Origin of the sequence: Burkholderia sp. NLJ2 (assembly GCF_049487195.1) — a bacterium.
In the GTDB taxonomy this organism is placed as follows: Bacteria; Pseudomonadota; Gammaproteobacteria; order Burkholderiales; family Burkholderiaceae; genus Burkholderia; species Burkholderia pyrrocinia.
The window spans coordinates 323537-345554 of the sequence record NZ_CP137809.1; the positions used below are offsets into that span (position 1 = coordinate 323537).

Annotated in this window: 9 protein-coding genes; all 9 read right to left on the reverse strand. The window is 70.9% G+C overall.

What is annotated here, in order from left to right; genetic code table 11:
• Window positions 1–39: 39 nt before the first annotated feature.
• On the reverse strand, window positions 40–357 hold the full coding sequence (locus tag R9B84_RS18085; RefSeq protein ID WP_423760738.1) for a phosphopantetheine-binding protein: 318 nt from the start codon (window positions 355–357) through the stop codon (window positions 40–42).
• Between the two features lie 23 nt (window positions 358–380).
• On the reverse strand, window positions 381–1775 hold the full coding sequence (locus R9B84_RS18090) for a hypothetical protein (RefSeq protein ID WP_423760739.1): 1395 nt from the start codon (window positions 1773–1775) through the stop codon (window positions 381–383).
• 1 nt (window position 1776) lies between these two features.
• Window positions 1777–5529 (reverse strand): hypothetical protein, encoded by a 3753-nt coding sequence (locus R9B84_RS18095; protein ID WP_423760740.1) that lies wholly within the window; start codon window positions 5527–5529, stop codon window positions 1777–1779.
• Window positions 5526–6449: a hypothetical protein gene (locus R9B84_RS18100; RefSeq protein ID WP_423760741.1), complete on the reverse strand. Its 924-nt coding sequence runs from the start codon at window positions 6447–6449 to the stop codon at window positions 5526–5528. The genes R9B84_RS18095 and R9B84_RS18100 overlap by 4 nt, the downstream gene beginning before the upstream one ends.
• A gap of 40 nt (window positions 6450–6489) precedes the next feature.
• Window positions 6490–8031 carry a hypothetical protein gene (locus R9B84_RS18105; protein ID WP_423760742.1) on the reverse strand — a complete coding sequence of 514 codons (1542 nt, stop codon included), beginning with the start codon at window positions 8029–8031 and terminating at the stop codon, window positions 6490–6492.
• Entirely contained in the window at window positions 8028–17483 is a 9456-nt protein-coding gene (locus tag R9B84_RS18110) for a DUF6603 domain-containing protein (protein ID WP_423760743.1), read from the reverse strand. Before R9B84_RS18110 ends, R9B84_RS18105 begins: the two co-directional genes overlap by 4 nt.
• Before the next feature lie 63 nt (window positions 17484–17546).
• Window positions 17547–20456 carry a lipase family protein gene (locus R9B84_RS18115; protein WP_423760744.1) on the reverse strand — a complete coding sequence of 970 codons (2910 nt, stop codon included), beginning with the start codon at window positions 20454–20456 and terminating at the stop codon, window positions 17547–17549.
• 139 nt (window positions 20457–20595) lie between these two features.
• Complete coding sequence (locus R9B84_RS18120) at window positions 20596–21318, reverse strand: hypothetical protein (RefSeq protein WP_423760745.1); 723 nt, start codon at window positions 21316–21318, stop codon at window positions 20596–20598.
• A complete protein-coding gene (locus R9B84_RS18125; RefSeq protein ID WP_423760746.1) occupies window positions 21315–22016 on the reverse strand; it encodes a hypothetical protein in 702 nt (233 codons plus the stop codon). The genes R9B84_RS18120 and R9B84_RS18125 overlap by 4 nt, the downstream gene beginning before the upstream one ends.
• Window positions 22017–22018: the final 2 nt, after the last annotated feature.

Consider the following 22018-nt stretch of genomic DNA (forward strand, 5'->3'; position numbering starts at 1 on the left):
GATGTCCGGCGGGGGCACCCCCCGCGCGGAACGGTGCATTCATGCGTCCACCTGCGCACCGCGCTTCTCGACCACCAGCGTGGCGACGGTGAGCACCGTCTCGCCGAGCGTGCGCACGGCGTCCAGATGACGGCCGACGATGTCGATGCGAAAGAACTCCTCGACCTCGAAAACGATCGATATCAGCGTCATCGAATCGATGCCCAGATCCTGGAACGCCGTGTCCAGCTCGATCGTCTTTTGCGCAAGCGACGGCTTGACCTGCACCATCATCGCGACGATGCCGTCACGGATGCTGCCCAGTTCACCGACCGGCATGCCGATACGCTGCGCCAACTGCTCAAGGGTGTCTGCCATGATGCCTCTTCGAAAATGCCGCGCTACTGCGCGACGGTGACGGTAATCTGGTTGCCCTGCGTATTGCCCTGCGCGTCGCCGACCTCGAGCACATAGGTCGTGGTGCGGTCGACCGTCACCTGGGTCGACCCGGTTCCGGTGGCGCCGTTCAGCGCGAGCGGAACCGCCTGCCCGTTGAGTTTCGCGGTCGTCGCGTTCAGCGTCTGCCAACTGAACGTGACCTTCGCGCCCGGCGGCACCGTCTGGTTGTCGACCACGAAGTACTGGCACTCCAGCCAGGGGCCCGGGCCGATGTAACGAACCTGCGGCCCGCCCGGCCCGGTTGCGGTCAACCGCCAGATGATCGGGGGCTGCGGCGGCAACGGCGGCGGGTTCTGCTCGGCGTTGCCGCGCCCGTTCAGAATCTGGAATTGCGCGAAAGCGCTGCCGGGCGGCAACCCGAAGTAGAGGATGGACATGGGCTTGAGGCGCATGCGCAGGGGCTGCTGCACGGGGCCGCCGTACCCTTGCAGCGTGAGCGTGAAAGTGATCTCGCTCGCGTTGTCGGGCGCCAGCTGGCCGGGCTTCACGGCGCGCGAGCCCTGGACCGGCACCTGGGTGATGGTCTGTGGCGTGAGCGTCGCCCGCGTCGCGTACTGCGAACGCCACGTCAGCGTCACGGTGTCGTCGAATCCGACGTCGAGCCCGGCAGGGCCGAAATCCAGCACGGCCACCTTGCCCACCTGCACGGTCACGTCGGTGCTCGCATGCCCTGACGCGTCGTCGTAAACGGTCAGCGTATACGTGGTCGACGGCGGCTGCGGGACGACCCGGAACAGGCCTTGATAGACATCGCCGGTGCAGGTCTGGCGCTGGCCGCCCGGCATCAGTTCCACATACGCGCCGCCGATCGCGGTGAACGCGATCGTCGACGGCTGGTCGAGCGTGACCGTGGTCGGGCTGGCCAGCGCGCTGATCGACAGTTGCGGCCCACCGATCGTCACGGGCAGCTCGGTGCTGCCGTAGGCGTCGCCGACGCTTTCGTCGATCTCCACGTCGACGGTGCTGCCCTTGTTGCCGTCGACCTGGATGTTGTTGAGCTGCACGCCGAAGCCCTGGCCCGGCGCCAGCGTCACGCTCGCGCGCAACGGCCTGACGAGGAACGAGCCGGGCGACCCCGACAGCGCATTGATGCCCCAGTCGGGCGACAGCGACTGGTAGCCGACGGCCGACAGCGCGGTCGTCAGCGTGGCGGGCAGCGTGATCGTGACGCTGTCGCTGTTCGCGCGCGTGAACGTCACGTCCGACGTTCCCCGGTTGAACGCCGCGAACGCGAGTTCCGCGGTCGAGCCGGTGGGCACCTCGGTTGGCGCGACGTCGTAGGTCAGCAGCGTGGTCGAGGTCTCGCGCAGGTTCCGTTCGATCTGCAGTAGCACCATGTCACTCGTCCTTCCCGTTGAAAGCCCCGCCGAGCTTGAGCCAGCCTTCGCGCAGCGTCGGCGGTGTATTGGCGAGCGTCGCTTCGCCGCCCGGCTGCACGATGTTGCCGTCCTCGCGCCAGACCGACACCCCGCTGCGCTCGATCCAGGTCCAGGTGCCGCTCACCGCGCCCGGCAACGGCATGGTGAGCTTCACCGGATCCGTCAGCAGCGGCCCCATGCGGAACGTCACGTACATGGTCTGCAATGCCGCGCTGACCGGGCCGGCGGGCAGCGCCACGTAGTCGACGGGCTGCACGCCCGATACCACGGGGATCTGGCCGCGCGGGTCCACCAGCACGGTCAGGTACTGGCGGGTGGTGGCGTCGGCGGGCAGCGTGTAAGTGGCGTCCGTGACCACGTAGGGGTTCGGCGCCTGGGGCGCCGCCAGCCGCGGCAGCTCGCGCACGGCCTGCGCGAGCCGCTCGGCCATGCCGTCGGTCCGAGACGACAGCAGCCGGCGCAGCGTCCCGAGGCTCGGCGTATAGCCGTGCGCCGCGTAGAAGGTGCCGTAGTCGTCGCCGAGGTAGTAGCCGGTCGTACCGTTGTTGTCGAGCCCGTGATCGCCGACGCGCACCGGCAACGTTACCCGCGTCAGGCCGCCGTCCTCGTCCTTGCCGGTCGCGCTCCAGTTCTGTCGCACCCACGGCTGCCCGGACACGCCGAGCGACGTCGCCATGCGCACCACCGCGAGCGGCCGGCCGACCAGCACCGACAGGTTGCCGCTGTTGGGCTGCCCCAGCGGATCGGTCTTCCACAACGTCACGTCGATCGCGTCGAGCAGCGCCTGCAGTGCGCCGACCTGGTTGCGGCCCTGCGCGAGGATGCCGTTCACCAATCCGGCCAGGTGCGGATTGTCGATCGCGGGCGGCGCACCCAGCGGCGCGCCGACGCCGGGTACCGCATCCCAGCGCACGGCATCCTCGCCCTGATCGTTGACGATCATGATGAGCGCGCCCAGGTTGTGCCCGGCCGCATCGAATACCGTCAGGCTCGTGTCGAGGTGATTCGGCAGCAGCCATCCGCACACGGGGCTGGTCGCATCGGACGAATTGCTCGGCTGACCGTCGTTCTTCGCATCGACCAGCCACGACGCAAGCTGGCTCGGCTGGAGCAGGCGCGGCACCACCTGGGCAGTGCCCGGCACGCCGGCGGTCTTCATCGATTGCGCGACGACCGGACGCACGTTGACGTTGGTGTCGACGGCCTTGAGAACCTGTCCGTACGCATCCACCACCCACAGCTTCTGGATGGTGAAATGCCCGGCGCGGAACGGATAGAACGTCGTGCCCGTCGCGGCGGGAATGAAACCGCTGACGCCGCCCGTCATCTCCGCCTGCGGGGCTTCGATGATGCTGGTGGGCTGCGCGAGGCGCATGCCGAACTGCTCGTTCAGCCCGCCGAGCGACTGGGCGAGCACGTCGAGGTTGGTCAGCGCGGCGGCGGTCTGCCGCAGCGCATCGACGTCGAATTTCAGCAGCTTCTGCACGTTGGCCGGCACGGCGAGGAACTGCTCGATCGACACGTTCAGCCCCAGCGCCTGGTTCGGGGTGAGCGTGGTGCGGCCGGTGTAGATGTCGGTCGGCGGCGCGATGCGGGTGCCGTTCCATACATAGTCGACATCGTCGAGCGACCAATCCGCGAGCATGCCCTGCAGGTTGGTGTCGGGGGCGCTGGGCGACCAGCCCACCTGCCAGTCCAGATAGATCGGCGTCCACGGCGTCACCCACGGGTCGACCGACACCGGCGACGGCGGCACACCCTCGAAGCCGACGGCGGCGGCCAGCAGGTCGCCGTCGGCGAGCGCCAGCCCCTCGTCGCTGAACGGCAGCGCCTGTTGCGCGCGAATGACGTCGGCCAGCGCTTGCAGTTGCGCGTCGGTCGGCGCGGACACACCGGCCTTCGCATAGGCCAGCTTGGCCATCCAGCGCGCGTTGGCCGGATCGAGCAACACGGTTTCGACCCAGAACGCCGGGCTTTCCTTCGGAATGCCCGATCCCGTCGGCAGGACCGACGCAAAATCGGCCGCGTCGAGCGTGACCTGCGTGGCCGAACCGGGCGGCACCGCCAACGTGAGCGCGCTCAGCGTCTGGCCGGTGAAACGCCCGGCCGCGCCGCGCGCATCGGCAAACGCGCCCGGCTGGGCCAGCTTGCTGTCGGTGCCCGCGCCGGCCACCAGCACCACGGGATCCATCGGTGCATAGTTGCGCGGCGCCTTGATGCTGCTCAATTCGTAGTCCTTGCCGAGCAGCCCGCGCAACGTCGCCGTGTCGTCCCGCACCTGCGTCGTCAGTTGCGCGATCTGCTTCAGGGTGACCGGAATGAGCCCGGTGTCGGCGTTGGAAAGCAGTGCGACGTAATCCTGCACCTGCTTCTTCGGGATGCCGACCCGTGGCGTCCAGTTGATTTGCTTCCACAGCGCCACGTAGAGGGCCTGCTGCAACGACTGCAATGCCGCGTCGGCCAGGTCGAGCTGCCGTTGCGATGCGTTCAGCGTGCCCAGCGCGCGCGTCTGGCCGGGGTCCAGCGGCAGCGTGCTGTTGCCGCCCTGCGCGGCCAGCGACTGGTTGGCATCGCCCGGCCGCGAAACCACCCAGACGTCACCGGACGGAATCGATCCGAACCGGGCCGCCTGCGTCACCATCTCGTAGCGGGCGCGGTCGGTCGCGTAGTCGAAGATCAGCCCGCTCTGGAACGCGAGCAGCATCGTCTCGACTTCCTCCTGCACCGCGACCGGCATGGTGCTGGCGATCCACGCGGCAAGCGCCTCGGCCGCGTTGCTGCCGATCGACACGGCCGGCGGTTCCGGCGACAACGCCGGATCGGTGTACAGCGGATACGCGTGCGCGTCGCCCTTCCATTCGATGCTGTGCAGGAACGCGTGGCAGAGCGTCTGCGACGCGAGATCGTGCTGCGCCGGCGTCAGCGGCGGGCCGCCGGTGACCGGATTGGCCAGCAGCCAGGCCTGCCACGCGGCCTGGGCGGTCGGCACCGCCGTGATCACCGACCAGTCCCGCGCATCCATCAGGGCCTGCCACTGCTGCGCGTCGACAAACCCGCCGTCCGGGCCGAACAGCGGATCGTCGCCGGGTGCCGCATACCAGCCGATGACACTGTATGCATACGCGCCCTGCGCCGTGTCGGGCAGCGGATCGTGAAACGCGAACACATTGCCGGTCGTCGCGTAGACCGAAGCGAACGCGACGTTGCCCGGTGCGATCGCCTGCAGAAACGGCGGCTGCGCGCCGGGCGTCGCCTGCCAGCTCGCCAGCGTGTACACCTTGCCGAGCCGGGTATAGCCGAGCGGGTCGTCGGGCGCGGGCCACGACGTGGTGCCCTCCGCGCCGGTGTAGTCGCTCTGCAGCACCCACGCGGTCAGTTCGGGCGGATTGCCGTCCTGCGCCACGTAGGATCGCGTGACCAGCCACCGGTTCGGCACGGCGGGAAACCGCACCGCGCCTTCGGCATCGGGTTGCTGCCCGCTGCGCAGCGCCGACGGCAGGGTCCAGGTCAGGTGCAGGCCCGTCGTCGGCGTGCCGCCGTCGGTCGAGAACGGGCTCGCGGCGGGCGTGCCGTACGGCAGCGCGGAATAGTCGAAGCGCGTATTCGCCCAGGTCGCCTGCGTCTGATTCGGCGTGCCGATCAACAGCGCGTCGGTATACATCGGCACGAACAGGCACGGGCCTGCCCAGATCGGATTGACGATCTCGCTCATTGCCCGGCCTCCTTTCCCGCACCCGTCGGCGTGAACGGCTGCACGCCGGCGCTCTGCACCATCTCGATCGCGAACCCGGCGCCCGTCAGGCCCTCGGCGGGCAGCGCCCCGGCCGCGCGCAGCGCGGCAGCCAGCGCGGCGTGCGTCTTGCTCACGTCGACCACGTCCGCCACCGAACCGGTCCGCAGGCTCACCGGCACGGTCTGCGTGCCGATCTGCTTGCCGGCGTTCGCGCCGCTCACATTGCGCAGCGACGCGAAGTAATTGCCCTGGTTGTCGTCGATCACGCCGAAATGGAGGCTCTCCGCTGGCTGGTGAATGCGCACCTCGGCCGGCGTCCCGCCCAGCAGGCAGATCAGCACATCGGTGGACAGGCGATCGAGCCGCAGCAGCGGCAGCGCGCGGCCGCTCGCGTCGGTCGCGGTCACCTCGATCCCCGGCCAGCCCGACACCGCGGCCGACCGCAGCAGGAAGCCGCTGGGCGCGCCCGGGCTCGCGGCGGCGGGCAGGCCCGTGCGCGCCGCACGCACCGCCGTGAGATTCTGCAAGGTCTGGTCGATCACGTTCTCGATCTGGCCCAGCAACGTCAAAGATTCGAGGCTGGAGCCGACCCCGATGCTCGCCGCACCGTCGATCAGCCGGTTGGTGTAGTTCTGGTCGAGATAGAAGAAGCGGATGGTCTCGGGCGGCAGCATCGAGGCCACGGGCACGAGGTAGTCGAACGGTACGCCGTACAGCAGCACCAGTTCGCTGAGCCAGTCCTTGCAGGACTGCGGCAGATCCGGCGCCACCGCGGGCGCGGGGGCCGGCGCTGCGCCCACGCGCGCCGGCGCGGCGCCGGGCACGGCAAGGCTGGCCTGCTGCACGACCACGTCGGCCAGGTCGGCCAGTTGCCGGGTTCGATCGATCACGGATCTCATGCGCTTCTCCCAGATGAGGCTGATGGCCCGGTACGGAACGTCATGAACGCCCTCCCAGCACGTCGTCGATCAACTGCAACAACGGGTCGCCCAGCGCCTCGTCGTCGGTGAGCGCGCGCAGCACGGGCGGGCGCCGCAGCGCCTTCGAGCGCAACGCATCGGCCCGGCGCGCGTGCGGGATCACCTTCGGCAGCGTCGGTGCACCGTCGCCGGCGTCCAGCAGGTAGCTTCGCGCGACGTCGAAGAGCGCCGCCTTGTGCTGCAGCGCGGGGGCGACATCGGGATGCCGCGGGGCGGCGAGCCGCGCGAGCGCCGGATCGCCGGGCAACCGCGCCAGCAGCGCGCGTTGCGCCTGGTTCGCAAACTGCTGCTGCATCACGCCGCGACGCCAGTCGAACATCGCGCGGGCGAATGCCGCGTCGGACAGCCCCAGCAACCGGCCGATCTGCCAGGCGACCGCATAGCTCTGGTCGAACAGCCCCGTCGCCGGGTCGTAGCGGATGAACGTGTCGCTGTACTTCGCCGCCCGGACGGCCGCGGGATTGGTCGGCGCGGGCGACAGCGGCCCGCGATACCACGAGGTGGTTTCCTCGCCGGCGCGGGTCGCGTTGACGAGCGGCACGAAGCCGATGTCGAGCGCCGTCTGTGCGTCCGGGTTGCCCACGTCGGCATCGTGCGGATACATGAGCATGCCGATGCCGCCGGGGCGCGACAGGTTGCGCATCAGTCCGCTGAAGCTCCCGACGCCCGGGCTCGCGCGAAAGCCCCAGCTCGCGAGCACGCAGAACCGCAGTTGCGACGCCGCGCCGGTGTTGCCGACGGGCGTGCTGCCGTCCGCGGCGTAACCGGGCAATTGCGCGCCCCACCCTTCGAGCGACACCAGCAACGCGGTGTAGACCGTCTCCGTCGTCGACCGGGCCGGCACCAGCCGATTGCCGATCACGACCGAGAACGTGCCGTCGGCGTTGATGCCCAGTTCTTCCTTGTCGCCCGTGTTCACCTTGCGCGCATGGCACAGCAGCGGCACTTCCTGCAAGGTCGGCGCGAGCGCGCCGAACAGCGCGGCGGGAAGGTCGATGACGTTGCACAGGCTCTCGCCGTCGCCGGGCAGCAGCGTGGCCGGGTCGATCGCCGGACCTTGCGCGCCGTTGTCCGGGTGCAGCAACCGGGCGACCGGCACGGACTTCGCGCTGGCGCCGGCCAGCTCGTCGTCGGTGAGCAGCAGCAGCGCCAGCCAGGGCGTCGTGCCGTCGCCGCCCGGCAGCGCACGCTCCCAAGGCAAGGTCGCGCGGTTCAGCACGATGTGCGGCATCACGTCCGCGAAGTTGCCGCTCTGCGAAGCGGGCGGATACACGGACTGCACGCTGTCGGCGGGCAACGTGAAGCGCGGACCGGACACCTTGAACGCCTGCGTGCCCTGATAGGCCGGCGCCGTACCGCTCGCCACGCCCACCACCTGCTGCTTCCACGCCAGCTGGTAGTCGCCCGCCATCAGCGGCGGCCGGCACGACTGGATGAACTCGATCTGCCCTGGCTGCAGCTCGCCGTCGACGTAGACGGGAATATCGTGGCCCAGGCTCATGAAGCGACCTCCTCTGTTTCGGCAGACACCATGTGGATGGCGACGCGGCTCGACGGCGCGACCGTGCTGCCCAGGCGAACCCCGTAACTCGCGGCCTGCACGGGCGTGAGGCCGACCGTCTCCGGCGCGTCGGCGAGGCCAAGCACGGCCTGCACCTGAAGCGCGTCCTGATTGCGCGTACGCACGACGACTTCCGCCGCGTCGCCGTCGACGGCATACACGAGCAGCACACCCTCGGCGAGAACACGGGTGACGGCCGGACGCGCGCCGTTCCCGTCGATCGACAGCACGGCCCGCGACGCCGCATCGACGTCCTCGCTGCCCTCCACCATGACGGCGATGCTGCGCAGCCCCGCCGGCAAAACGGTATCGAACCAGCCGGGGACAATGCCCGCGTCGGTGCGCACGCGGTTGTGCGCGGCGAGGTCCGCCACACTCAGTTCGGTCAGGCGCGGCCGCAACGCGCGGGCGAGGTCGTAGCGCGGCGCCGCCTGCGGATGCACGCGATAGCCGTCGCCGACGAAGGTGTCGAATCCGGCGCGCGCGAGCCATGCGCCGGACTCCCAGCCCACGGCCGCCTGCGGACCGACCGAAGTGCCCTGGAACAGCACGGTGGCCGTGCCGTCGGGCGCTGCGCGCGCCACCCCGTCGTCGAGCAGCCATTCGCCCAGCAGCGCATCGTTGCCGGCGAGGCACACGGCGCGCACCGGCAGCGCCCCCTGGCGCGTGAGCGCGATGCGCTCGCGCGAGTCGACCGCGCAGGCGACCACGGTGCCCTCGTTCACGCGCATCGCGAGCCCGTCGTCCGCCTGCCGCGCGATGCCGAAGTTGTGCGCCAGCGTCGCGGGCGCCGTGTGCAGGGCCACCGGATCGAACCGCCGGCCGCCCGTCGTCGTGCGCTCGACGCGGAAGCCCGCCGGCTGCGCCGCCCGCAGCGCGACCGTGCCCGGCATCCGGTAACGGCGCAGGCCGCCGAGCAGCCGCACCGCCTCGCGCGGCGCGGCGTCGCCTACCGGTTGCGCGGCGCCGGCGCCGGCCGGCGCCGGCAGGTTCCAGCCCGGCACCGCCGCCAGCGTTTCGGTCAGGCGAGCCAGCGTCGGCGGCGCCTGGTACAGCGCCCATCCCAGCGCGGCGACGATCGACAGGTTTGGCGTCGGCACGACGGGCACGCCCTGCGCCTGCACCGCGGCCAGGATCGCGTTGCGGGCCGATACCACCGCCGGCTGCATGATGCTGTTCATGAGGCGCGTGAGCGCATTTGCCTGATCCATCGGCGCGGCCGGGCTGTAGTGCGGCCCACTGCCGAACGGCAGCCGGTTGGGCGGCAGCAGCGTGAAGCTGAACACCGCGTCGAGCTCCATCGGCCCGATCACGTTCTGCTCGATATCGGCGACGACCGACAGCGCGACGCCGTTCACCGTGTCGGCCAGCAACTGGTCGCCCGACGCGGATGGCGCCGCCGGATCGAAGGCCTGATTGCCCCACAGCGCCGCGGGGGCGCTGCCCAGTTGCGCATCGACCCGCACCCCGGCCACCGGCAGCGTGACGACCTTGCCGCCGGCGTCGAGCACGCTGACCTGCAACGGCGTGGTCACGTTCAACCGCGAACAGGGTTGCACGCCCATCTCGGGCCCCGTGGGCAACGCGTCGCCGCTCCAGTTCGCGACGCTCGACTGCGTGGCGGGAATCGCCGTCTCCACGCTGATCGTGAACGGCAGGCTCTGCAGCACCCAGGTGCCGTCGTCGAGCGTGGACAGCAGCCCGGCCAGCGCCTGCGTCTTGATGGGTTCCGGCGGCGCATCCGGCCCCGCCACCAGGCGCATGCCGCTGCCCGTCATCGTCGGCGACTTCGCGGGCGGGAGAAACGCCGTGGCGAAACCGCTCCAGTCGAGCGTCGCGGTGTCGTCGTTGCCGCCGCTGCCGATCGGGATCGTGAACGAGATGATGAACCAGTGCACCTTGCAGTAGCCATGCACCGGCGGCCCTTCCAGGTGCAGCGTGCAGCCGAGATCGATCGACAGCGTGATCGACACGCCCAGGATGGTGGTTTCGAACGCGGCGCCGACGTCCACGTAGATGTCCACCTCGAACCAGAACGGCTGCCAGGCGATCAGGAAATCGGCCCCCGCGTTCAGCCACGCGCGCAACGGACCGGCGTGGAACTGCACGCGCAAGTAGCCGCCCGCCATCACCGACGACGGCGTCAACGCGAAGTAGGCGCCGCCGGCGACGCTCACCGATCCGGTCACGGGCCAGTTGAAGCCCAGTCGCGGCGGTGCCGGATACCACTTGGGCGGCGAGAAGACCGGGTTGTAGCCGCCCAGCGTGACGACGAAGTCGCCGCGTCGCGGGCCGCCGGCGACGGGCGGCGGGTTGAACCACAGATACGATGCGAAGCCGCCGGTGAGCCGGCATGCCGGCGCGAACAGGAAGGAGTTCGGCGTGAGCTGGGCCTCCGCGTAGAACACGCCGTCGTCGGGCTTGAACGAGACGATGAGCCCCAGTTCCATGTAGACGATCGCCGCCGAGCGCGGCACCTTGGGCGGCAACGCGGCCGCGGTCACGCCGACCAGGTCGATCTCGAAGCTGCGGCCGAACTTGACGAACAGCAGCGCGAACGTGTCGAGCAACTGGAACGAGCTGAAGCGCAGGCCGGCCGCCACCCAGTAGCGCCCGAGCGATGGCGCGACCACGTTGGCGAGCACCTGCAGCGCGCTTTCCGGCGTCGGGTCGGCGCCGAACGTGCTCGAACTGAGCGCGCCCTGGACCAGCGGAAACTGCTGGATCTCGCCCACCGCCGGGATCGTGATGTCGCGGTTGTAGCCGAAGCCGAACGCGAGCCCCTCGATGAAGAACGGCGGCGGCCCGCCGAGCGGAATGTTCAGGTTGGCGAAGGCGAACAGCGACGGCGTCGTGCCGCCGTTGGTCGGGAGTTCGGCATAGGCGCCGAGCGCGACCAGCGAGAACCCCGCGGTCTTCACCACCAGTTGGCCGGTGTAGCTCAGCATCGGCACGGTGGTCTTGAGCAGCCCGCCGCCGATGTCGATGCCGCCGCCGTTGAAGCTCGCGTTGAGGCCGCGCAGATCGAGCCGGTAGCCGTCGAAGTTGGTCGGATCGGTGACCGGAATGCCGACGTCGAGGTCGATCACGTCGAGCTGCAGGCCGGCGAGCTTCACCGAGCCGTCGAACAGCACGTCGAGAATCTTGGCGGCCTGCTGCCAGCCCGCGCCGATCGAGTTGACGTACAGCGGGCCGAAGCCGCGCTGCACCGGCACCACCACCTGCTGGGACGGCTGGCCCTGGGCGTCGTAGAGCTGCACCCACAGCCCGCCCTTCGCGGGCGTCACCTGGTGGCCATAGGCCGCGGTGGCCGAGAACGCGGGGCTGGCGGGCGGATTGGCGGCATCGGGCGACGTCTCGCTGCCGCTGCCGAGCAGGTTCTGCGCGATCGGATTCGCGCCGCTACCGCCCGCATTCGGCACGAGCGACGGCGCGATCTGCTCGAGCAGGACGGCCCCGCCGTACTGGGTGACCACACCGGCTTGCGCGAAGTCGAAGGTCACGAGGCCGCGCGGGCCGACCGACTTCATCTTGAAGCGCGCGAGGTTCACGAGCGGATTCGCGTCGCTTCCGGCGAAATCGACGCCCACGTTGACGAGCTGCAGGCGCAACCGGTCGAAATGCGGCGTGGTGGCGTCGACCGGCACGAACACGCCGATGCCCGGTTGCAGCTGGGTGGCGTCGAGCCCGGTCTGCGCGATCCAGTCGCTGTCGGTCGCACCCAGTTGCAGCTTGAACTGCGGCACGCTGGACTTGAGGACCAGATCCGGCAACTGCAGCACCATGCCGTAGTTGCCGGTCGTGCCGGGCTGCGGGCCGATCCACAGCCCGCCGGTCTGATTCAGCGTGAGCACCTTGATCCGGGTGGACAGCAGCGTGGTGAGGAGGCCGGCGAGGAACGCCTGCACCGACAGCGCGCGCAGCGCGTCGAAGCTGTTGAGCACGTACTGGTTCTTCTCCATCAGCAGCACCTGGCTGCCGACGAGTATCTGGCCGGCGCTCGGCCCCTGGGCGCCAGGGAACAGCGGCGTGCCCAGCCACTTGGTGACGACCGGTGTGTTCAGCACGACCATCGACACGTAGCGCGGCACCACGTTGACGAGGATCGCCAGCGCCCACTGGCCCGCCGCCGCGGCGATCGCTTTCGGGTCCGTCAGGCCGAACGGCTTCGGCAGCAGCGCGCGAGCCAACGGGCTGGGTTCCGCGCCGCCGCCCATCGGATCGACGCTCAGCGTGAAGCGCATCGCCGCGGTGTCGAACGCGATGTCGAGCGCGGGCCCCTGCGCCCCCTCGATGGGCGCGCACACCGACGCCTGCAGCTGGAACAGCGGCGTGCCGCTCGCCGGCGTCCCGTCGGCATTGAACGGCAGGCTCAGGCCGCTGCGCCCGACGCGCAGTTTCACGAGCGGGACGGCGGGCGGATCGAGCTCGACCCACAGGCCCAGCCGACCCGGCGTGGTGCTGGTGTCCAGCCCGGCGAGCAGCGTGACGGGCAGGTTCGGCGATGGCTGGTAGGCAATCAGGTTGCCCTGTTGGCTCACGCCGGCGACGACGCCATTCAGCAGTGTCGTGACCGCGCCGATGGTCTTGCCCGCCTGGGCGGTGGAGAGCCGGTCGCCGAGCCACGCCAGCGCCTGGGTGGGCACTTGCGCCGGTCCGCTCACGTTCACCAGCCGGGTCAGCAGCGCCTTCACGTCGAGCGCGGCGCCCGCCGTGCGCAAGCGCTGCGCGAAGTCGGCCGCGCCGCCGGTGGCGAGCGCGTCCAGCAGCGCGCCGGTCAACTGCTCGACCAGCAGCGGCACGGCTTGCTGAATCGCCTCGGTGACAAGCGTCTGCCAGCCGGGGAACGGCAACACGACGAACGCCGGCGCACCGCTGCCCGCGCCGAACGACAGCAGAAAGCCACGGTCGTAGCCGCTCACCACGGACAGCCGCCGCGCCCCGACCTGCCCGGACACCGTCACGCCGGCAGTAAAGCCGGGCTGGAACGACGGATCCAGCGACAACGCGAACTGCAGCGCATCGATGCGCGCGGCGTCCACGCTCAGGTCCAGCGGCGCGGTGAGCAAGGGCTTCACCATGAAACGCTGGGCGCCGGTGTCGGCGATGAAGTCGATCGCGACGTTGTACGGCAGCCCGCTCACGCGAATGCCCTGCGCCACCGGCTCGACCCTGACGCCGGACCCCGAGCCCGCGGCAGGAATCAGCGCCAGCACCTTGGCGATCTGCGCGATGTTGAGCTGACCGTCGAGCCCGACCACCGCGTCGTTGAGCAGCCAGCGCAGCGGCTGCTCGAACAGGCCGAGCGGCGATTTCAGGTACCAGCGCCCGCCCGCGTCCTGCCACGCCAGCCCGAACGCGCTGAACGCGGCCTGCGCGAGCGGATAGGGATTGAGCAGCAGCGGCTCCACCACGCCGGTGACGAAGGTTCCCAGCGCGTAGGCCGGCGCGACCTTCGACAGGCTCGTCACGAAGCGTCCCGTGTCGAACGGCCAGAACTGCACCGGCAGCGGCGCCGGCAGGCCGGTGCCGCCGAACGTCGCGAACGCGCTGAAGCCCGGCCCCTTCGCACCGCCGCCGAGCGGATAGTCCAGCAGGGTCGAGATGCCGAGCCCGACCGGCGTCAGACGGGCGTCGAACGCGGTGTCGAGCGTGCCGGTCAGGAAGTTGAAGCTGGCGGCGCCGGACAGTGCGAGGATGCCGCCCACCATCACGGGCGCCGTCTCCGCGATCTCGAGGCTCAACTGGTTGCCGTCCTTCACCGACAGCGTGAACGGCCCGTAAGCGACCTGATCGAGATTGCTCTGCCACTGGCTCAGCAGCGCCGCGAGCGCGACCTTGTCGTTCCACAGCGTGGCGAACAGACTCGGCAGCGTTTGCGCGGGCCGCGCGAGCAGCGGCAGCCACGCGGACGGGACGGGCGCGTAGCCCGTGTCGGCATCGGTGAGCAGGCCGAGCGCGTGCCCCAGCGCGAGCAGGCTGACGGGCGCGGCCGGCGGCGTCACCCCGAGCAGCCGCCACCACAGGTCGAGCAGTTGCTGGCGCGGCGTCTGCCCGTCGCGCAAACTGGCCGGCGCGTCGCCGGACAACAGCCGCAACAGGCCCTGACAGAGAAAATCGAGCGGATCGGACACCAGCGCGTTGAAGCCGCCGGCATTGATGCCCACGATGCGGCCCGTATTGGCATCCACTTGCATCAGGCCGAGACGCGTGAGCAGATCCAGCACGGTCTCGAAGGTCGGGTTGGCGCCGAACTGCTGCAACACCGCGCCCACCGCGAGATTGAGCTGGCCGCCGAACGCGTCCAGCAGGTTCGGCGCGGCGCTGGTGGGCGGCAGCGACAGCGTGCTCGCGGGCAGATAGCCCTTGAAGTTCACGTCGGTCAGCGTCAGCAGCGGCTGCAGGACGAAGCGCCCCTGCTGCCACCCCATCGTGCAGCCGACGGTCAGGCTGCCGAGCGTGCCGATCCCCGCGGGATCGTCGATCAACGGCCCGGCCGTGCCGGTGAAGACAGCCGACAGCAGCGCCGCGGGCAGCATCGGTTGGGCCGGCGCGGGGGCCTTGCCCAGCGCGTACTCGACGAGATTGCCCGCGAGCGTCACGGTGCAGGCCGTATGGCCGACCGTGGTCGCGATGCCGCGCGCGGCGCCCAGCCCGACGCTGGACGCGGCCGGATCGATCCATACGCCGAGATCGAACGGCAACGGCAGGCCGATCGGCACCCGAAACGGGGCGGCGTAGGTGCCGGCCCCCGCGATGTCCGGCGCACGCGCAGCGGACGACGCGGCCCAGCCGGCGAGGCCGAGCGCGGCCCGGGCCGCGTCGGTGCTGCCGAACACGCCGGCGAGCTGCGCGTTGATGTCGCCCAGCGGATCGTTGAAATTGGCGGGCGTCAGCGTCGGCATCGACGCGGGCCAGGTCACGCCCGGCGGCATCTGCGCCGCGAGATCGGGCAGCAGGCCGAGGATAGCGGTCAACGCGAGGCCGCCACGCGTGCCGCTGCGGCACGCGGCCACGCCGAGCAGGCGGGTCAGCAGCGGCGCGAATGTCGCGGCCGCCTGCGTCACGAGATCCTGCAGTGCGCTCGCCTCCGTGAACACCATGTCGGTGCCGACCGGCATCGACGTCCCGTTCACGATCACCGCCGGCTGGCCGACGCGCATGTCCCAGACCCAGCCCTGCTCGCGCGCCCAGCGCGCGGAGAACCCGCTGCTGGCGACGCGCAGCTGCGCGCCGGCGACCGCGGGCGTCGTATAGCCGTCCGGCAGCGCAAACGCGGCGGCGAGCGCGGGCAGCACCTGCGCGCCGGCCAGCCCGGCCCCGCCGGCCGCGACGTCCAGCTGCAGCAGCTCCAGCGTCACCGCCAGCGTCAGTGCGGGGCCGCCCGTGATCTCCAGCTTCGGGGTCAACGCGAGGCCGAGCACGAGCGTGCCCGCGAGCGTTCCGTCGGTGGCGGGCACCGCATACGCCAGCAGCGACACGGGCGTGCTCGACAGCGGCGCGAGCCATGGGTCGGCCCGCGTGCCGCTGCCCGTCACCGTCGCTGCGCCGGATTGCGCGAGCAGGCTGGCGAAGGTCTGCACGATGGCCTGGAACGCGGGCTTGCCGTCGACCTCGATCCCGCCGAACAGCAACTTCGCGTAATAGGCGCCGAGCGCCCCCGCCGGATCGGCGTAGGACGCGGCGATGCCCTTCGCACTGAACGGCGGCACCAGCGCATCCGGCCACGAGGCTGCGCCGGTGTCGGGCGGCGTCACCCCGACGATGGCCGCCGCATAGCCGCCGAAGCTGGCGGCCGTGCTGCCGAACAGTTCGGTGAACGCGCCGGCGATCAGCGAATACACCTCGGTGATCAACTGATCCACCAGTTTGCCGGGCTGCAGCAGGTCGAGCTGGTCGAAACTGCCGTTGGGCGTGCTCACACCGAGCAGCTGGAAGCGCGGCAGAATCACCGGGCCGGACTCGCCCACGCCGAGACCGATGCCCGCCACGAGCGCGTCGAACACATAGGCCTTGCCGCCGACGCTGCCGGAAAACAGCGGCGCGCCCGCTTTCGGCCCGTCGAGGCGCAGGCCCGCGTCGAAACGGATCTGCGGCGTGACGGCCGGCCGCTTCGCCGACAGCGCAAACGCCCCCAGTTCCAGCGCGCCGCCGAAATTCAGCCGCGCCGCATTGCCGAGCGCAGCGGCCTCGGACCGCACCGACAGGCCCGGATAGAACGTGCGCAAGCCTTGCGCGTCGACGACCGTCGCGGCCGTGAAGTTGAGCGAACCGACGCCGTCGAGATGAAGAAGCGGCAGCGCGTACGGTTCGTCGCGTGTGCCGCCGCCCGTGACGTCCGCCGGTGCGCCGCCGATCAGGCCCGCCACGTAGCCGAGCCACGTGCGGCCGAGCGCGGGATCGGCGAACAGCGACGCGAACCACGTCATGAAAGGCTGGGCCGGATCGCCGCCGGACACCGCCTGCTGCACCACCGTATCCCAGCGCAGCAGCGGCAGCAGCGGCAGCAGCGGCGCCTGCGCGTCGCCGGTCGTTGCCCGCGGCGACAGGCCGAGCACCGGCAACAGGTAACGCGCCTGCGGCGCATCGCCGACCACGTCGCTCAGCGCGATCACGCCCAGCGTGGCGATGGTGCTGATCAGCTCGATCGACGAGATCGCCTGCAGATCGGCCAGCGTATAGTCGCGCGGCTCGACGGCGGTGGGGAGCTGCAGTTGCTGCACCAGCACCGCGATGTCCACCGACGGCGCTGCCATGTCGATGCTCGCGGTGAGCTTGCCGCCGCTGAACGACAAGCCGTCCTGATCGACAATCTTGCCGTCTCCCGTCGCGCCCACGGCGATGCCCACCTGCAGCGGATAACCCGGCTGTCCGAGCGTGAGCGCGAACTCGCCCTTCCCGAGCTTCAGCAGCGGCAGCCTTCCCCACAGCGACACGTCCACGCTCGCGGGGCCGCTCGGCAGGGCCGACGCGGCAAACGTGCTGACATACATCACGCCGAGGCCGAACACCTGCGCGCCGGCCGCGTCGGTCTCGGACACCAGGTACACGCCCGTCGGCTTGCCGGTGGACGGATTGTTGATCGGCATCCATTGGCCGAGACTGCCGGGGTTCCTGACCGGCAGGCCCAGCGCGTGGCCGCCCACCTGTCCGAGCAGTTGCACCAGCAACGCGGCCAGATCCCCGCCGTCGTCCCGGAACGCCTTGCCGATGTTGCCCACCGGATCGGCGAACCAGTCGCCGTTCAGCGCATAGACGGGCCCGTCGCCGGCCAGCCTCAGCAGCCCGACCGCGAGGCCGAGCGCGGCCACGGTAGGATCGAGGCGTTGCCCGTTGATCAGGATGGGCGTGGTCGACGGACTCAACAGCTCGGGACTGGTTGGCTGGTTCATGCCGCTGGACTCCTGTACGAAGGAACGCCGCGAATGCGCCGCCCCTGTGGGTGTGAAGCCGCGTTACGCGCGTTGCCGCAGCGTGACCACGCTGGCCGGACCGTTCGGGCCCGCCGGGCCGCTCGGGCCATGGGGGCCGCCCGTGCCATCCGGCCGGCCCGCGCCGGCCGCGCCACCGGCGCCGCCCGCGCCGCCGAGTCCGCCCTGGGACGGCTTCGCGTCGACTGCCACGCTGCCGCCTGGCCCCAGGCGCTCGAAGTAGATGTTCACGAACGAACCCTTCCCGCCCGCGCCGCCCGCGCTGCCTGCCCCACCCATGCCGCCCGCGCCGCCTTGCGCATTGCCGTTGCCGTTGCCGCCCGAACTGCCGCGGCCGCCGCGCCCGCCCTGACCGCCCGCGCCGCCGCCGGCCACCACGAGAAGACGGCCGGCGATCACGCCAACGTTCAACTCGGCGTTCGACGCGTCGCCGCCCGGGCCGCCGGGAGCGCCGGGGGCGCCGCAGCCGCCAGGTGAACCGCTCATGCCGGGCCACTGACCGTCCCGTCCGGGCTGGCCGTCACCGCCCGGCATGCCGTCCCTCCCCGGCGAGCCGACGATCGAGAGCACGGACGGCGGCTCGCCGCCGGACGCGCCTTGCAGCAGGCCGATATTCGCGATGACCCTGGCACCGACGTCGACGCGCGCGCCCGGTTCGAGTACGACGCTGCCCGCCACGAGATGCAGCGCATGCCCTTCATCGGCCTCCATCAGCAGGCGGTGCCCAGGCCGCACGCGGATGCCCTCGACGGCGAAATAGGCGTCCATGCGCCGCGGATCGAGTCCGACGCTCGGCAGGCTGCTGGCCAACTGCGTCCGGGACGACCAGGCAATGCGCAACACCCCGTCGTCGGTCGATGCGCTGTCGAGCACGCCGTGCACGACCTGCCCCGGCGTGATGCCACGTTGCTCGAGCGCGCGGCTGAACAGCGCATGCGCGGCCGCCGGCAGCCCGGCGACCTCCGACAGGTCGGCCATCGTCGCCTTCACGCCCGGCCCGGCGGCAATGCCGGGGTTGAGCAACGCGATGTAGCTGCTGATCGCGTGGTAGCTGTTGCCGTTGACGGGATCGGCATCCCCGCCGGTCAGCGTAACGGGATCGCCGACGCCGTATACCGTGTAGTTGAGACTGAACTGCGGCACCACGTCGGCCACCCGGGCGATCAGGAACACCGACTTCTCCGGCACCGTCGTCTTGTAGAAGCGCGTGAATGTGAGGAGTGCGAATGGGGGTGGCCCGAACGCATAGACTTGCGCGGGTGCGGGCACGCCATCGAGCGGATTCTGGGTCATGTCCAGCATCGCGAGGCTCGCCAGATTGCCCCCTGCGTCATGGCCGCACAGCAGCAACTGTCGGATGCCGTTGGGCAGCTTCGCGCGGGCCGCCTGGATGGCCGCGGCGAAATTGCCGCGCAGCGCGTCGTAGAGCGTGCCGATGCCCTGGCCCACGCCCGCATCGGACGGCGCCCCCTTCAACCACGGCGGGTAATAGACCGACGTATCGGCCACGCGCTGCACGAGTTCCAGCGCCGACACGGTGCCGCGAAACGCCATGGTCATCCGGCCGCCGGCGGGGTCGACGAAGACGGCGCCCCACGTCACGTTGTCGCCATCGGTGATGTCGGCCGCATAGACCCACGGCGCGGGCGGCGCGACGGTCGTGTCCGGATGCTGAAAGCGCTGATAGGCGAGCGCGCACAGGATCGACAGCGGCGCGGCAGTCTCCGGCGCATATTGCCCGGGGGTCGCCCGCACGGCGAATCCGGCGTAGTCGCGCAATGTATCGGCTTCGGCGCAATCCGCGCAGCACGGCTGCCGCAGGTAGGCGCCGAACCCGAGCGCCTGCCCGTAGAACCACGCGGTGCGCTCCGCCCACGGTGCATCGTAGGTCGGCACGCTGGCGGGGAGCGTTTGCGTTTGTCCGGTGGCGGCGAGCTGGACGGTGTCGCTCCGGGTCGGCGCCGACGGAAAGAAGTCCACGCCGCTCGCGTTCACCGTATAGGCGGTCGGCAATGCGCCGTTGAACGCATTCGCGAAGCTCGTGTCGCTGAACGCGGGAGACGACAGCGCGTACACCGCGATGTCGGTCACCGGCGACTGTTGCGACGGCCCCCAGTTGTTGCGCGGCACGGCGTACGCCGCGGCAAGCTGCGCGAGCGGGCCGCCGGCCGTCATGCCGGCGAACACCACCGGGAACTGCTTCGCGAACACATCCATCCGCCCGACCTGGATCAACGCGTCCGCCAGCGCGTCCTGCACGCCGTTCCACATCGACAGGTAGCCCACCTGCACCCGGCCGTCGATCGCGGCGACCGACGCGAACAGCGTCCCGTGGACACGGGCGATCGCGCGCTCCAGCGCCGGCGCATGGTGCGCCGGATCGGTCGCGGCCACCATGTCGCGCACCGCGTCGAGCAATTGCTGGCCCGCGAGGCGGGTTGCGCCTTCGGCCTCGCCCGGCACCGGACAGGCGGCCTGCCAGTCGTCGAGCGTGCGTCGAAACGCGTCGCTGCTCGCGCGCATCTGCTGCGGCAGCGCCAGCACCCGGCGCAGTTCGTCTTGCCGATCCCATTCGCGCAACGGCTTCGAGAACGTGTGCAACTGCCGGTGCAACGCCAGCGTATGAGCGGCGAACGCCGCCGCCCGGCTCGCCGGCAAACCGAACGTGACGGGCACCAGCTGGAGGCCAGCGGACGTGACGCCCTGCGTGTAGTCGTCCCACGTGCTGCCCATCGCCACGATGGCGACGATCTCGCCGTTGGACGGCAGGTTGCCCACGACGATATAGCCTTGCGCGCCGTACAGGCCGTCGCGAAAGGTTCGCGCCACGCTCCAGCCGGGTGGCGGATTCACATTGTCGAGGTTCGCCGCAGCCTGCTCGGCAAGACTCGCCATCAATGCGGCGTCCTGCGCGCTATAGGAAAAGATGCTCATGTCCGCAACCAGGTTGGTCGGGCCACCGCCGGCCCCGGCCGCGCATGACGAGGCCGGGCGGCGCGCAGCGTCATCGCACGGATGACACGGCGCGCCGTTGAAATCGGCGGCAGCACCGAGGTGCAAGAAAGCCCTCGATTCAGGCCGCCAGAAGTGCCGTCGGCTTCGCTGTCACGACGACCTTGCCGTTACCGCCGGGCGCGCCGTTCTGGCCGGGGAGTCCCGCTTGACCAGGTGCGCCCGAGGCCGCTTGCGTCTGCGGCTTCCCCTGGACCAGCTCGTTCAACCCGCCGGCGCCGCCCAGCCCGCCCGCGCCGCCCGTGCCGCCCTGCCCACCCGCGCCGCCGATCGACGACGGTGCGATGTACGCAGTCTGGTTTTCGGAGCTGTAGTAGACGTAGATGTCGCCGCCATTCCCGCCGGGCGCCCCGTTGCCGCCATTGCCGCCCGCGCCGCCATTGCCGCCCTCGCCGCCGTGGGCCGGCTGGACGCAGTTCTGCGTGAGGCACGACGCCTGCGGATTCTGGCCGGCATTGCCGCCTGCCCCGCCCGGCCCGCCGTTGCCGCCCGCCCCGCCCGCCCCGCCGGTGCCGCCGGTGCTCAGGATCGTGAGCGTGCCTTTCAGCGTGCCGCCCAGGTAGATCACGCACTGCGGCGCGGAACCGCCCGTGATGCCGGCGGTGCCGTTGCTCGCCGCGCCGCCCGTTTGCCCGGGCGTGCCGTTGCCCGACGGATAGCAGACGCGATCCGAGTAGCTGCCGGGCAGTCCGTTTTCGCCGGGCAGCCCCGCCGCGCCCGGGCTGCCCGGACGACCGGGGCCCGCGGGCGGGGCACTGATGGTGATGACCGGGGGGGTAGTCATTGGGCCTCCCATTCCAGCATGGATGCGAGTCGCTTCTGGATGATGCTCAACTGACACGGGCTCCCCGGGCTGCCAGGCGCTCCGGTAGAGCCCGGATTGCCGGGGCTGCCGGACCCACCCCCGCCGGCCCCGCCCGTGCCGCTGCTACCTGCCGAGCCGCCCTCGCCCGCACCGCCGCCGGCGCCACCGGGCGCGCCGGTCGGCGTGGTTCCCGTCCCCCAGATGATGCTGCCGTTGAGGGTGCCGTACGTCACCGTCACCGTGGTGCCGTCGCCGCCGCTGCCGCCGTTGCCGCCGTTGCCGCCCTGGCCGCCGTTGCCGCCCCGGCCGGCGCCCGTGGCCGGGCACTGCTGGTTGGCCCCCGCGCCGGAGCCGCCATTGCCACCGTTGCCGCCCCTGCCGCCGCCGCCGCCCCCGCCACCTGCGCCCGCCGACGTCTGGATGGAGAGGATGCCGTTGATGGTCGCTGAAGTGAACGTCACTCCGACCGCGGCCGCCCCTTTGCCGCCGTTGCCGCCCGTGCCGCCGTAGGTGCCGTTGCCGCCGGTGCCGCCCCCCGTTCCGCTGCTCGAACAGCGCCCCTTGTTGTCGGCCGAACCGGAGGAACCCGGGCTGCCCGTGCCGCCTGCCGTACCCTGTGCCCCGGTCTGCCCAGCGTAACCGGACGCGGACACCGAGCCGATCGTCGTCGTACCCATGT